At 71.1% G+C, this 14,039-nt stretch carries 12 protein-coding genes; 2 read left to right on the forward strand and 10 right to left on the reverse strand.

Features of this window, described 5'->3' with window-relative positions; all coding sequences use genetic code 11:
* Window positions 1-339: 339 nt before the first annotated feature.
* Window positions 340-1,530 carry a M20 family metallopeptidase gene (locus ACY0MR_RS35790; protein WP_473561985.1) on the reverse strand — a complete coding sequence of 397 codons (1,191 nt, stop codon included), beginning with the start codon at window positions 1,528-1,530 and terminating at the stop codon, window positions 340-342.
* A gap of 470 nt (window positions 1,531-2,000) precedes the next feature.
* Here ACY0MR_RS35790 and ACY0MR_RS35795 point away from each other — a divergent pair, with 470 nt between their 5' ends.
* Window positions 2,001-2,486, forward strand: a complete 486-nt coding sequence (locus ACY0MR_RS35795) for a hypothetical protein (protein ID WP_388803683.1) — start codon at window positions 2,001-2,003, stop codon at window positions 2,484-2,486.
* Window positions 2,487-2,725: 239 nt separating this feature from the next.
* Here ACY0MR_RS35795 and ACY0MR_RS35800 read toward each other — a convergent pair whose 3' ends face one another.
* On the reverse strand, window positions 2,726-3,922 hold the full coding sequence (locus ACY0MR_RS35800) for an MFS transporter (RefSeq protein ID WP_473557864.1): 1,197 nt from the start codon (window positions 3,920-3,922) through the stop codon (window positions 2,726-2,728).
* Between the two features lie 178 nt (window positions 3,923-4,100).
* Between ACY0MR_RS35800 and ACY0MR_RS35805 the strand changes: the two genes are divergently transcribed.
* A complete protein-coding gene (locus tag ACY0MR_RS35805; protein WP_473557866.1) occupies window positions 4,101-4,535 on the forward strand; it encodes a CGNR zinc finger domain-containing protein in 435 nt (144 codons plus the stop codon).
* Between the two features lie 48 nt (window positions 4,536-4,583).
* On the opposite strand, the gene ACY0MR_RS35810 is transcribed toward ACY0MR_RS35805, so the two are convergent.
* The 8 genes from ACY0MR_RS35810 to ACY0MR_RS35845 all read right to left on the reverse strand — a co-directional run bounded on the left by ACY0MR_RS35810 (window position 4,584) and on the right by ACY0MR_RS35845 (window position 14,012).
* Window positions 4,584-5,987 (reverse strand): preATP grasp domain-containing protein, encoded by a 1,404-nt coding sequence (locus ACY0MR_RS35810; RefSeq protein ID WP_473557868.1) that lies wholly within the window; start codon window positions 5,985-5,987, stop codon window positions 4,584-4,586.
* A 26-nt stretch (window positions 5,988-6,013) separates the two neighbouring features.
* A complete protein-coding gene (locus tag ACY0MR_RS35815) occupies window positions 6,014-6,430 on the reverse strand; it encodes a thioesterase family protein (protein WP_361846301.1) in 417 nt (138 codons plus the stop codon).
* Between the two features lie 65 nt (window positions 6,431-6,495).
* The gene (locus tag ACY0MR_RS35820; protein ID WP_392867291.1) at window positions 6,496-7,644 is read right to left on the reverse strand and encodes an acyl-CoA dehydrogenase family protein; all 1,149 of its coding nucleotides are present in this window, start codon (window positions 7,642-7,644) and stop codon (window positions 6,496-6,498) included.
* 51 nt (window positions 7,645-7,695) lie between these two features.
* The gene (locus ACY0MR_RS35825) at window positions 7,696-8,976 is read right to left on the reverse strand and encodes an aminotransferase class III-fold pyridoxal phosphate-dependent enzyme (protein ID WP_473557870.1); all 1,281 of its coding nucleotides are present in this window, start codon (window positions 8,974-8,976) and stop codon (window positions 7,696-7,698) included.
* Window positions 8,977-9,072: 96 nt separating this feature from the next.
* Window positions 9,073-10,053 carry a 3-oxoacyl-ACP synthase III family protein gene (locus ACY0MR_RS35830; protein WP_473557873.1) on the reverse strand — a complete coding sequence of 327 codons (981 nt, stop codon included), beginning with the start codon at window positions 10,051-10,053 and terminating at the stop codon, window positions 9,073-9,075.
* Window positions 10,054-10,652: 599 nt separating this feature from the next.
* The gene (locus tag ACY0MR_RS35835) at window positions 10,653-11,648 is read right to left on the reverse strand and encodes a GNAT family N-acetyltransferase (protein ID WP_473561987.1); all 996 of its coding nucleotides are present in this window, start codon (window positions 11,646-11,648) and stop codon (window positions 10,653-10,655) included.
* Window positions 11,649-12,069: 421 nt separating this feature from the next.
* Window positions 12,070-13,221: a HEAT repeat domain-containing protein gene (locus ACY0MR_RS35840; RefSeq protein ID WP_473557876.1), complete on the reverse strand. Its 1,152-nt coding sequence runs from the start codon at window positions 13,219-13,221 to the stop codon at window positions 12,070-12,072.
* A 341-nt stretch (window positions 13,222-13,562) separates the two neighbouring features.
* On the reverse strand, window positions 13,563-14,012 hold the full coding sequence (locus ACY0MR_RS35845) for a MarR family winged helix-turn-helix transcriptional regulator (RefSeq protein WP_473557878.1): 450 nt from the start codon (window positions 14,010-14,012) through the stop codon (window positions 13,563-13,565).
* Window positions 14,013-14,039 lie beyond the last annotated feature (27 nt).

The following is a 14,039-nucleotide window of genomic DNA, read 5'->3' on the forward strand; positions in this document are numbered from 1 at the left end:
GAGTCTCACCCCCATCGCCGCTGCCGCAGCCCGCGCGTCTTGCGGCTCGGCGCTGATCGACACGTCCCTTCGCCCGCTGAGCGTTCCGCTGAAGACCTACGCAGGCATGCGGACCGCAGTCGGCGAGGCTGATTCCCCGGCCCGCCGGCGCGCCATTGCTCCCCAACACCGCTCTGCCGCTTGCTCGTTTCCGTAGACGAGTGGCGAAAGGCCGTTTCAGCGAGAGGCCCCCGGGTTCGTGGGATTGCGGGCTCGGCTCCTCCGATGAGAAGTCGATCTCGTCGGATCACGGCCGTGAAGTCGACGGCGGGTTCTGGTGCTCGGGCGGAGGCGTGGCGGTCAGCGCAGATCAAGCAGGGTCTCCACGGCCCGCTTGTGGATGGCGTAGACAGTGGGAAGTTCGGCGAGCGAGGCGCGCTCGTCCGGGCCGTGGAGGCCTTCGTAAGGGACGCCGAACCCGGCTGTGGCGGGGATGCCGTACCCGGCGAGAAGATTGCCGATGTTCGACGGGCCCGCAGTCTTGGCCCGGACGTCGAGCCCCGCGGCCCGGGCGGCGGACAGCAGCGCGGCGGCCGGCTGTTCGTTCTCCTCCAGCCGGAACGCAGGCCAGGTCGCCACCTCGGTCACCCTCGTCGGGGAAGGGCCGGGCAGCTCGGTGTCGAGCTCGATGACGGCTTTGCGTACCAGGTTCTCGGCGTCGTGCGCGCCGAAAGAGGGGGTGGTGCGGACATCGACGTTGATGTCGACCCGGTCGGGGGTCACGGAGAACCCCTCGCCACCGTGAAAGGCTGTGACGGTGAGCTTCGGCCCGAGCGGGAACCCGGAGGCATCGTCAGGGCCGGGCAGTTCGGCTGCGTCGAGCAGGCCCACCAGGCGCGCGGCGCGGATGATGGCGCCGGTGACGGTGCGGCTGGATCCGGAGTGCCCGGACGGCGCGTGCACCGCGATCGTGGCGCGCCACAGTCCTCGACCGCCGACGACGACCTCGTCCATGCCGGGATACCCGATGATCACCCCGGCCGGGCGAACGGCGTCAGGGTCGGCGAGATAGGCACGGGCGCCGCCGAAGTTGCCGGTGTGCTCGTCGACGTCCAGGAGCACCGCGAGGCCACCCGCGAAGCCGCTCCCGCGGGCGGCGATGTCCGCGGCGAGGTGGCAGTACATCGCGGCAGCGAGTTTCGAGTCCGCCGCCCCGCGCCCCAGCAGCCACCCGTCCCTCACATGACCGCAGTGGGGGTGGAACGACCAGCGGGTCCTGTCACCGTAAGGGGCGGTGTCCACGCACGCGTCGAGCGTCCACCACGGCCCCGGCCGGTCGCCGGCGACCTCGACCAAGAGCCCGACCAGAGCGCCCGCACTGTCGCGCAGGCGCCGGTGCGGCACGGCGCGGGCGGTCAGCCACTCCTCCAGGACACCGACGACGGGACCGTAGTCGTCGACCCCGCCACGACTCGGCCGGCGGATCAGGTCATGCGCGAGCCTCACCACCGACCGTGCCGTCTCGTCCTGCTCCCAAGGGCTATTGGCCATGCCCTTCCCACCCCAACTTCCTATCTGCGGCGCACGGGCAGATCCCGCACGTCCCGTATCGTGCCCAGCAGCCGCGTCGCCGCGCGCACTCTTCTCGCCCCTGACGGACGAGACCGGCCGCGGCCGCAGCGCCGAGGGCGTTCGCGCCGATGGGGAGCGGTCCGCGACGATCTGGTCGCTGGGCACGAGTGTTCCGTCCGGCAGCGCGAATGCCCTTTCGTCAATGCGGTGCGAGCCTCTCCTGCCAGGTCGGGGCCGGCATCAGGCGCCGGGCGTCGGCCGCGGCGGGCACGGAGGCCATTTCCCAGTAGGGAGAACCTTGCGGAGCATGCGGCCCTCGGTGTTCCAGAAGACGCTCAAGGGCAGGAAGACGGTGCGGGAGACAGTGCTTCCGGGCACTGTTCATGCGGACGATCTGCCCAGACCTCCAGCCCGTGACACCCTGCCCGCAACAGCACGGAAGGACCATTGTGTTGGTCACCCTGGTCACCGCCGCCCTGGCCATCATCGGTACGCTCCTCGGCGCGATCGTCTCCGGCCGGTTTCAGGAGCGGGCCGCCGAGCGGGCCGTACGCGTCGGGCACACTGAGACGATCCGGCGTGACCGCCTGGAGGCCGTCACCGCGCTGGCCGTGGCCGTCAGCGACCACCGCCGGACCCTGTGGAGGCGCGGCGAGGCCGTCCTCAAGGGCGACGACGACGCCCTGGTACAGGCGCTGCGTGCCGAGAGCCAGGCGACCCGGGCCGCGGTCGCCCGCCCGCTGGTGACGATGCGTGTGCTGATCACCGACCCGGCCGTACGAGACGCGGCCGACCGAATGATCACGTTGACCTACGCGATCCGCGAGTCGCTCGACAACGCCCAAGCCCTGGCTTCCGCCCGGCAGGAGGCGGTGGCGGCCCACGACGCGTTCGTGGACACCGCCGCCCGCTACCTCACCACCCAGATCGCCTGATCCGGTTCTCGACGGAGGCGAGTGCGCCGTCGGTGACTGCGCAACCCGAGGCATGCAGCAAGGTGCGATGATGCCGCACCTCGGGGCTGAGCGAAGGCGCGGCAAGCGGGGCACCGGCCGTCCCGCGGCGTGCCCGCCGGGCCAGAGCCCAGGCGCCTGGCACCCTGGTGGGCAGTCACGTGGCTCACTCTGGTCAGCCCGATGGAGCGGGAGCGCGCACCCCATCCACGCAGAAGGACTCACGCGCGGGCACGGCGGCGTTTCTCGGCCAGTAGTGAGATGACTCCCAGGGCCGCGGTGAGGGACGTGCACAGCATGATGGCGACGCTGGAGTCGGTGAACTTCAGTGCGGCCGCCGACAGCAGACTGGCCACGCCGTAGCCGGCGCCGGCCGCCGCGTACAGCAGGGAGAAGCCGGTGGCCCAGACACGTTCCGGCAGCTGCTCCTGCAGTGTGAGGTTACGGATGATCAGCAGGGGGCTGTAGAGCAGACCGGCCACGGCGAAGGCCGCCGCGTAGCTCCACGGGGTACCGGTCCACGCGGGCAGCGTGAGGACCGCGGCCATCGTCAGGAGCAGCACCAGGGACTGCGTCTGCGCGCTGCCGGGCCAACGGCGGCCGCCGTACACGAGGCCGGACAGCACGCTGGCGACGGCGAAGGCGGTCAGCACCGGCCCGGCCAGGGCTTCCGAGGAGCCGATGTCGGTCAGCCGGGCGGGGAGGACGACGTCCACGGTGCCGACGAGAAACATGATCCCGGCGGACAGCACGGCCGTGGGCCACATCAGGCGGAGGACCTTCACCGGGTTCTCAGCGGGAGCGTCGCCGGGGCCGGGCTGCGGGAGCGGGCGGTGCGGGATGCGGGAGGCGAACAAGGCGGGGAGCCCGGAGAGCACGGCGAGCACGACGACGGCACCCACCGCGGACACCTGGACGTACAGGAGGGACACCAGAGGCGGTCCGAACGCCCACACGCTCTGGTTGAGGGAGCTTTCCAGACTGAGCGCGGTGCGCCGCAGATGCGGCGCGGCGGTCGCCGCGAGCTGGGCGCGCAGTCCGCCCGGAGCCCCGGCGGCGGCCGCCCCCGCCAGCGCGGCCAGCACGGCGAGCACGGGGATCGGCGCGCTCGAAGCCAGTGCGGCCAGGGCGGCGAACGCCGCCGCCTCCAGAAGGAGGGCCAGACGCAGCTGTCCGACGAACGGCCGGGTGTCGAAACGGCGCCCCATCAGCGGCGCGCCCGCAGCCTCCCCCAGGGCGTGGGCAGCGGCGAGGAGACCACCGGCGGCGAAGGAACTGGTGGCGTGTCCGAGCAGGACGAGGGCCAGCGGGGCCATGACGACGGGCGCCCGGACGAGGGCCGCAGCGGTGTACCAGGTGCGGTTGCCGGTGCCGGCGAGGACGGCGCGGTAGGTGGGTGCGGGTTCGGTGGTGGTCATGAAGTACCAGCCCAGTCATTGCGGGAACATATGTATGTGGTCTTCGTTTGGCCGGGTCTACGCTGGTGGTATGGCAGTGACTGCGGTAAGCCCGGAGAGTGAAGAGCTACGGATCCTCCTGAACAGCTGGCTCATTCCGAACGACACGAGGCAGCCGACGGAGACGCTGCCGCAGCTCATGCGTGATGCGCGGGGATGGGTCGACTCCTTTCCTTCGGTGGCCGTGCCCGGGGCGGGCGAGCGGACGGAGTTCCTGCGGCTGCGGGACGACCTGCGGGCTGATGTCGCCGACCGCTCCTGCGCGCGGCTGGACGGCTGGCTGACGGACCGCCCCCAGGCGGTGGGGCTCGCCTCGGACGGCTCTCTCGTCTTCCGCGGCCGGTCGGGCTGTGTGGAGGAACTGCTGCGGCTGGCCGTACGGGTCGTGGCCCAGGGTCGCTGGCGACGGCTGCGGATGTGCCCCGACTGCCGGTGGGTCTTCTTCGACCAGTCGCGGAACAACTCCCGTACCTGGTGCAGCATGACCGCCGGCGCGACGGGCCGGGCCTGCGGCAGTATCGCCAAGGTGCAGCGGATGCGCGGCCGCAGGGCCGGGCAGCCGCAGACCTCGTGAGCGGGGGGCGGGGCACCGTCGAGGGTGCCCCGCCCCGGGTGTCCGGCGTCAGAGGTTCTCGGCCAGACTGCGCAGTCGTTCCTCCGTACGGGCCGCGGCGGCCGGGGTGTCGCCGTGCACCAGGTACTGCACGGTTCCGGTCCAGGGCGCGTCGTCGACCAGCAGCAGGGCACCGGTGGAGCCGACGCCGGGGGAGAGCTGCCGATCCTGCCCCATCGCCCAGGCGAGCTTGCCGAAGTCGGTGCACGGGAGGTCGTTGCGGGTGAGCACGGTGTGGTGTGCCATGTAGCCGTCTCCCAGCAGGTGCCGGGCGGCGGCGTCGACGTGGGTGCAGCCGCCGACCCGGGCGTTGACCTCGTTGAACAGCAGCCGGCCGTCGGCGGTGAGGATCGAGTCGCAGTTGACGTAGCCGCGGTAGCCGGTGGTCTGCAGATAGCGGGCCATCTCCCGAGACCAGTGGAGCATGGTGCTCTCGGCGGGGGCGGGCAGGTCGAGCGGTGGAATGGCGAAGCCGTTCCACACCGGTTCCATGCGCATGTCCCCGTGGTTGAGCACGGTCGGCGCCGCGGGCGGCTCCGGTACGTCGACTTCGCTGTACAGCGTGCGGCTGTGCGGGAAGTAGGCCTCCACCACCGTCTCGCTGGGGCGCAGTCCTGCCGGGAAGTCGCGGGTGGCGGCGACGGCGGGGAAGGTGCCGGCGAGCAGACGCTCGATGTCCTCCACGGTCGAGACCGAGGTCACCTGGTGGGTGGTCGAGGCCCCCAGGGCTGGGATGTCCGGGTCGTGGGTGAACAGGACGTTGCCGTACCCGCTGGCGCTGAAGTCCTCCTTGACGATGACCGCACCGGTGTGGGGCAGCAGGTCAAGCACCGCACGTGCCGTCGCCGCCCGGTTGCGGCACACGCGCCCCGGAGCGACGGGGACGCCGAGCCCCTCCGCCCAGATGCGGAAGAAGGACTTGCTGTTGAACACGTCCGCGCCGCCCTGGTCGAAGAAGGCCGGGTGCGCGTCGGGGGACAGGTCCAGCCGGCGGGCCAGTTCGGCGATGGTCCGGTCGTACAGATAGGGGAGCAGCTGCCAGTCGGGACCGGTGAGGTCGCGCAGCCTGCCCAGGAGTCCGGGCGAGAGCAGGGTGCCGTGGTCGAGGAACGCGCCCTCTTCCGCACCCGCACCCTCCTCCGTACCCGCGCCCGCGCCCGTACCCGTGCCCCCTCCCGCCCCCGCGCTCAGGAAGGTGACGGTGGACAGGTCCAGGCCCAGGGTGGCGGCCAGGTAGTCGCGGAACTCCTCGGTCAGCGGGCGGTGGGTGAGCAGCGCGTCGCCGTCGCGCAGCAGCCAGGCGGTCCTGGTCGAGATGGCGTGCTGCTTGGCCGCTCCCTTGGCGCCGAAGCTCTCCAGGGCGCAGCCGAACATGTACTCGGAGGTCACGTTGCCGATGATCAGACGGGGCATGGGGGGTTCTCCTTGCGCGCGGTGGGTCAGCTCGTGGGGCGGGCGGCGAGCCTGGCGGTGAATCGGGCCCGGTCCACCACGGCCCGGCCGTGCGTGCCGCGCAGGACGACGGCCTGGTCGTCGCGGCCTTCGACGTCGAACCGGAGCTTGGAGCCCTCGACCGCGGTGAGGGTCGCGGTGAGGGTGACGGTCTCCCCCACGGGGGTGGGTGCCAGGTGGGCGGAGTCGTGGGTCAGGCCGAGCGTCATGGACCCGTCGGGGAGGTGGTTCTCCAGCACCTTCATGGCCGTGATCTCGCCCAGCCAGAGCAGGACGGGGGTGGCCAGGACGTCGAGGCCGTTGCCCCAGTTGCTGGCGGCCTCCGCAGCGGTGACGGTGTGGGTGACGGTGGCCGTGGTGCCGATCAGTTCGGTGAGATCGGTCCCGGTGGTCGGGGCGGTCATGTCGGGTTTCCTCCTGGAACGGTCGGTGTCGGCGGTACGGGGCTGTGGGGTACGAGGACGCGGGTTCACGCGGCGTGCTGGAGGGAGCGCATCTGGTTGAACACGTTCTTGCGCTGCATCTCCGCGGTGCCGCCGGCGATGACGGCGCCCAGGGCGTCCTTGAGCGCCTTGGTGTGCGGGCCCTCCATGTAGCCGAGGTGGCCGTAGACCCGCAGGGCGGTCTCGGTGCCGAGCTTGAGGGTCTCGCCGGCGTGGTACTTGGCGACCGAGCACATCAGCGAGGCTTCCGGGCGCTGCTGGAGGAGAGCGTCGAGAGCCCCGTAGGAGACCCAACGGGTGGACTCCAGGGCGAACTTGGCGTCGGTGACGCGCCCCTGGACGTACTGGTGCTCGCCGATGGGGACGCGGAAGGCGTGCCGCTGCTGGGTGTAGGCGAGGATCTCGTCGAGCATCGGATCGAGGTAGGACGCCGCGAGGATGCCGTACAGCAGCCGGTCCAGCGCGATGGTGTCGTAGATGAGGTCGACGCCGCCGCCGATCTCCCCGAGGATGTTGCGGCTCTCCACCCGGACGTCGTCCAGGGCGATGGGGCCGGTGGGGCTGGTGCGGTTGCCCATCATGTCCTCGGGGGCCCCGCGGGTGACGCCCTGGGCGTGCAGGTCCACCAGGAACAGGGTGATGTCCCGCTTGCCCGCCTCCGGGACCCGGCCGAGGATCAGGGCGAGGTCGGCCGCCGGACCGTTGGTGATGTGGTCCTTGTGGCCGGTGAGCCGGTAGGTGCCGTCGGGGGCGGAGGTCGCGGCGGACTTGATGCGGGTGACGTCGGAGCCGCCCGTGGTCTCGGTCAGCGCGGTGGCCCCGACCTCGCCGCCGAGCAGGCGCGGAATCCAGTACTGCTGCTGGTCGGGCGTGCCGTACGTGGAGATGGACCGGATGAGGCCGGCCTGGGCGACCATCGAGAGGCAGAAGCCGAGGTCCCGGCCGCCCGCGGCGACGCCCTCGAAGGCCGCGGCGAAGTCCCACCAGGTGCCGCCCGTGCCGCCGAGCTCCTTGGCCACCGGCAGCCTCCATATGCCGGCCGCGCTGAGTTCCTGCCAGGAGTCCAGGTCGAGACGGTGCTCGGTCGTGCAGTCGTCGGCGCGCTTGGCGACCGTGGTGGCCGCGAGGTCGTGAAAGCGGGTGCGGAGCGCGGGGTCGGAGAAGTGCGTGATCACGTGCGGGGTCCTTCCGGTCGAACAGCTCGAACAGATGAGGGGTGAGGGACTTCAGTGGGTCAGCGCCACGAGCTGCGGCGTCCTGGCGCCGGGCGGTGCCAGCTCGGTACGCTCCACGGCCCGCTCCAACCGGGCCAGGAGATCGCCCACTTCGTCGTCGCCGATGGTCAGGGGCGGGGCGACCATGACCGACTCGGTGACGGGAGTGACCCCGGCGGGGTAGAGCAGCAGGCCCTCCGCACGGGCGCTCTCCACGAGGTCGAGCGACGTGCCGGGGAAGCGGTCGGGGTCGGACTGCACGCCCAGGGCCAGCTGCAGGCCCGCGCCGCGCACGTCGGTGAGCAGACGGTGGCGACCGGTCAGCTCCGCCAGCCGCTCCTGGAGCCGGGCACCGGTCCGGGCGGCCCTGGCGGGGATGTCCTCGCGTTCCAGGTACTCCAGTACGGCGGCGGACGTCGCGGCCGCCAGCGGCGCTCCGGCCATGGTGTGGCCGAACAGCACGCTGCCGAGGGGAGCGTCGAAGGCGGCGGCGATCCGGTCGGACACCAGCACGGCGGCCACCGGCACGAACCCCGCCGACAGGCCCTTGCCCAGCACCATGACGTCCGGGGCGATGCCCGCGTGGTCGCAGCCGAACCAGCGCCCGGTGCGGCCCAGACCGGTCATGACCTCGTCCGCGACGAGCAGGAACCCGTGCTCGTCGGCGAGTTCCCGCAGCCTGACCAGGGTGCGGGGGTCGGTGGGCACCGCACCGGAGGAGGCCCCGCCCACCGGCTCGATCACCACGGCGCCGATCCGGTGCGGCCCGATCTCCATGATCGCCTCCTCCCAGTCCTGGGCGTCCGCGCGCAGCGCGCCCTGCGAGGGGCGCACCCGGGCGACCGCCGTCTGGTTGGTCAGCAGCGGGGTGAGGTTCGTACGGCGCAGGGGGTGGCCGGAGGCGGCCAGGGCGCCCGCGGTCATGCCGTGGTAGCTCGGCTCCTCGGTCAGCACCACGCACTGGAAGGGCCGGTAGGCGGTGGCGTGGTAGAGCGTCGCCAGGCGCAGGGCCGTCTCGATGCCCTCCGACCCGGAGTTGCAGAACTGCACCTGGTTGAGGTCACCGGGGGCCAGCCGGGCGAGGTGTGCGGTCAGCTCCTCCAGCGCGGGGGAGCGGAACTGGGTGCGGTAGGTGAAGCAGACCTCGTCGATCTGCCGGTGCATCCGTTCGGTGACCTCGGGAACGGTGTGGCCCAGGTTGACGTTGATGGCACCCGAGCAGCCGTCCAGGTAGGCGGTGCCTTCGGTGTCGTAGAGGTAGACGCCGTGGGCCTTGCTGACAGTGGGAAGCATGGTCTCTCCGTACATGGGGTGGCGGTACGTGAAGGAGGAAGGTGCGCCGGTCGGGCGCGGGTGCGGTGCCTTCGGCCCCGGGCGGGGCGGGCGCTGTCAGTACCAGGTGAGGACGACGGCGCCGGCGGTCATGCCGCCTCCGACGGACGCCAGCAGGATCCGCTCGCCGCGGGCGAAAGGCCTGCGCGTGTGCTCGTGGGAGAGCGTGAGGGGAATGGAGGCCGCGGCGGTGTTCCCGTATTCGGGAGCGGTGAGCGCGAGCTTCTCCCGCGGTATGCCCAGTTCCCGGCCCAGAGCTTCGACCAGCCGGGTGTTGCCCTGATGGAAGACCACCCGGTCGATGTCGCCGACGGTGAGCCCCGCGTGGTCGAGGGCTTCGTGCACGGCCTTGGGGACGAACTGCAGGCCCCAGTCGCGGACCGCGCGCCCGTCCATCCGGAACAGGTGCTCGCCGTCCGCCACGCGCTGCACGGTCAGAGGTTTACGGGTTCCGCCGGCCTCGACCCGTACCAGGGAGGTGCTCTGACCATCCGCCAGCAGGGCGACGGCGTGGATGCCGAACCCGTCGGGCACCGGCCCCAGAACGACGGCGCCCGCTCCGTCGCCGAAGAGGCTGACGGTCTTGCGGTCCGTCCTGTCCATGATGGTCGAATACTTGTCGGCGCCCACCACCAGGGCGCACTCCTCGCCATCCTGCTGGGCCAGCATGGCGCGGGCGGTCGCCAGGGCGTAGAGGAAGCCCGAGCAGACGGCGTTCACGTCGAATGCGGGGAGGACGGGCAGGTCCAGGCGCTGCTGCACCATGACGGCCGTGGCCGGCTGCGGCTGGTCGGGGGTGGAGGTCGCCGTGATCAACAGGCCGATACGGGTGCGGAGCGATGCGTCCTCAAGTAATGGAGCGGCGGCTTCCGCTGCCATCTCCGAGGTCGCCATGTCGGCCGGGGCGTAGTGCCGCTCCGAGATGCCGGTGCGGGCGGCGACCCATTCGGGGTCCGTTCCGGCCCATTCGCTGATCTGCTGGTTGTCCACCACCGTGGGCGGCACGTAGCCGCCCACGGACAGGATTCCGATTCCCATCGGGGCTCCCCTCTGACGTCGTACGCACCGTCTGGTCCCCGGTGCGCCGCTGATGTTTACCCGTGTACTCGAACGCCGGTAAACACAATCCTGCTGTCTGACGTGATGAAACCGACGTTTGACGCGCGGTCACTCGTACAGGTGTCGCGACCAGTGCGAATGCGCGCGGGTGCGATGCCTGGTCCGAGAAGCGGCGAGAAGGGCCGCTACGGAAGTGACAAACACCCTGTGAGGAAACCGGCCGTCTCTGACGGACGTTCAACTCGAAGGACGACGTCGAATCGACACATCCCGGCCATGCGCGACTCACACGCTGGAAACGCGTGTCTGGTAATCCGCGTGCGGTCGTCGGGGCAGGGCGAGTGCCGTATCAGGGAACCTGCCCCCTGATCGTCGGAGAGGGGACCACTGGCAGGCACCGGGGCTGATGGCTCGGATCAACCGGTGCGGGGAGGGATCGAGAGTGGCCGTCGGTTGTGTCCATGAGGGGTCGGGCATGGCCCATGTTCGGATGACGGCTGCCCAGCCTCGTCAGGCGCACTGGGGTGGTGTGGGCGGTTCACGGACCACCTCGGCGCCGCGGAGTTGCCTCTGCCGGATCAGACGGAGACCGGCTTGCGGTACCGGACGTACTCGTTCTGGCGCCGGAACCCCACGCTCTCGTAGAGGTCGTAGGAGCGGTGCGGATTCGCGGTGCCGGTGTACAACCGGGCAGTCTCGGCACCGTGCTCGCGAAGGCATCGCAGCCCGCCCAGGAGCAGGGCTCGCCCCACCCCCAGACGCCTCGACTCCCTCCGGACGCTCAACTCCTCGACCTCGCCCACGGTGGCGTCCTGCCGACGGACGGAGCACAGGGCGACACCGGCCATGTCTTCCCGATCCCAAGCAGCCCTCCAGCAGGTCGGGTCGGCCGTGGCGAGGAAGCTCTCGAACGTCCACCTCTGGGTGAAGGAACCCTCCGCATACGAGTCGACGACCGTCTTCCAGGCCGCGCGGTAGCTGCTCGGATCGACGGCTCCGACTCGGATGCCGGCTGGCAACGGATCGGCCTCGGGGAGCTGCCGGAGATCGGCCAGCTCCAGCTCCACCAGGCTGAAGACACGCCGGTAGCCCGCATCGAGCAGAAGCGCCGTCGCATCCTGTTGAGAGGCCATGGCGTTCGCGCCGAGCACGGCCGTCTGTGCTGTTCCATGCTGTTGAACGAGCCGGCGGATACGGCCTTCTGCCCAGCGCAGCATGGCCGAGCCGATGCCCTGGCCGCGGTGCTCGGGCAGGAGATAGCCGCGGTGCAGGTACAACCACGTCCCGTCCCGCTCCTGCCACCGCCTGATCGTCGAGTAGCCGACGACAGCACCATCGTGCTCCACCAATGCCTGGTACTCGGATGGGTCGTCGAGCTTGGCGGAGGCTTCGGCGATTTCGGCTGCCGTCGGGAGACCTTCCACCACCGAGCGGGCGTCGATCCGGTCCCGCTCCGCACAGCCGAGCCGCACAGCGGCCATGGGGCGATGGTCTTCGCGGCCGCGATACGGCCGGAGGACGTAGCCAGGCGCCTGTTCCAGCGTTGCGCGCCCGTTGCCGCCGTTCACGCTCACATCAGGCCCCCGTTGCGTTGGCTGTGCGGTGTCGTCGGTCACGGAAGCGTAGACCGTGGCGATCAGACGGCATAAGGCGATTTCCGCAGCATGACTGTTCGCGGGGATTGACAGAGGAGTGTGGGAACGGCTGCGCTTGTTCCCGCCCACGAGTAATGGTCGGTGCGGCTGGTGACGGGAGCGCCCGTCAGGCTATCGACGGCATCCTGTATCGGGTACGGACGGGGGTGCGCTGGCATGACCTGCCGGGAAGGCTGCGGAGAACCGTGGAAGACGGTCTACGAACGGCACCGGCCGCGGTCGGCTGACGGGACAGGGGAGCGTGCGCTGCCGCCGCAGGTCCAAGCCGCGGCCGATGCGGCCGGTGAGTTCGACTGGGACGTTTCCGCGGACTCCACCATCGTGCGCGCGGGCGTCGAACTCAGGTCGATGCGGTGCGCGCGCGCATGCGGTGCGCGGTCCGCAGCCCCTGTCTGGCGACGGTTGCCACGAGGCCGCCGAGGCTGGTTCGGGCGAGGTCGTGGGCGGCGAGGCGTTCCAGGGCCGGCAGGGCCCGGTCGTCGGCGGTGGAGCCGAGAGCGCGGCATGCCAGGGCTCGGAGGTCCGGGTCCGGATCGGTGGTGAGGGTGATCAGGTCGTCCACCACCGGCGGGCCGAAGGCGGCGATCGCCGAGGAGAGATGGCCGGCCTTCGGATCCCGGCGTTCCCTCATGGCCTGCCAGAGCCCGGCGAGTGCCTGGTCGCCGCCGATCTGGCCGAGCGCCTGGGCGGCTCTGCTGCGGACCCAGTCGGTCTCGTCGTTCAACCGGGCTGTCAGGGCAGGCACTGCGGCCGGTTCCGCGAAGAGGCCGAGTGCCTGGCAGGCGCCCTCGCGGACCATCGGATCGGGATGCTCCAGCAGCGCGGTGATCAGCGGAACGGCCCGGCGGAAGCCGAGTTCGGCACAGGCCAGCGCCGACCACCGCGCGCCGCGGTGCCCGGTGTCGGCGAGCGCACGCAGGAGACCTGGTTCGAGGCTCGCGTGGCCGAACAGGGCGATCCGGTTGAGCGCCTTGGTCCAGACGGTGACGTCCTGCGTCCGGTGGTCGGAGACGACCTGGGACAAGGCCTCCCGGGCCTGCGGATGGTCGAGTTCGGCCCACTCCAGCAGGGCGTCGATCGCGCGCACCCGGATGGAGCGGTGCCCGCTCAACTCGGCCGCGTGAACGGTGACAAGGGAAGCGGGCCCGTCCGGCGGGGGGCCGAGCGCGTCCCCGAGCGGGCTGGCGAGCAGTGGTTCGAGCTCGCCCAACCGCAGGGCCAGTGGGCCGATTCGGGCACCGACATCCGCGTCGTAGAGTCCGTCGCCCCGCAGGTTCGCGACCAGCTTGCCGACCGTACGGAACAGGAGCCACGCCGGGTCCGACGGAGCATCAGGAAGGGCGTCGAGTCGGCCGGACATCGCCGCGGTGACGGCGGTCGGCGGCCGGCCGGTGGCCACCAGGACCGCCTCCGCCCAGGCGAGCGGCTCGCCCTGACGCTCGTAGAGCTGGCGACCCCACAGGCAGAGGACGGCGTCACGGTGGTCGGTCATTCCAGGATCGTTCCAGCAGGGCACACCCGCAGCCAATGGATTTTCCCGTGCATCGCTGCACACGGCAACGAGACAGGGAGTGCGACGAACGGCGAGAAGGCCGTCCGTGCCGGACTGCTACAGAGGCCGGCCACTATGGCATCCCCACCGTGGCTGCCCTGATTGCCCCACCGCCCCGGGTCTGCCTGGACCGCAACGCCGGCCGGCCCGCCGACCGCCGCGTACCCGAGAACACCAACCGCGCCCGCATCACGAAGGCATCGACCACGGGCTGCTCGCCCCGAGCATCGCATCTGCCCCCGCCGATCGCCCGGCGCAGTCTCGGTCAGCGGACCGTGTACTCAGCGTCCCCCGGCGGCCTCGGTCAGCGTGCGCACAGCCCTCAGGAAGGCTTCACGGTCGCCTGCGGGCAGTCGAGCGAGTAGACGGTTCTCGTTCTCCTGGATGGCGGACTGGACGGTGTCACGCAGTAGGCGTCCTTCCGGGGTGAGGGAGAGGAGCCGGGCACGACGGTCCTTGGGGTCGGGCACGCGGCTGATCAGTTCGCGCTCCGCGAGCGCGTCCAGGACGGCGATGATCCGGGTCTTGTCCGCGCCGATGGCCTCAGCCAGCGCGGCCTGCGTGCGGATCGGTGCTTCGTCGAGGTGGAGCAGTACGGCGTAGGCCCACATGGTCAGGCCGTGGGTGTCGAGGATCGGCCGCTCCGCGGCCATCAGGGCGCGGCCCAGCGGCACGACCATCGCCGCGAGATCGGGTCGCGGCTCCTCGCTCGGAGTTGCGTTCTCGGACATGGACACGAAAGTACCCGTTGACAAAAC

This window comes from Streptomyces sp. JN8 (assembly GCF_055808075.1).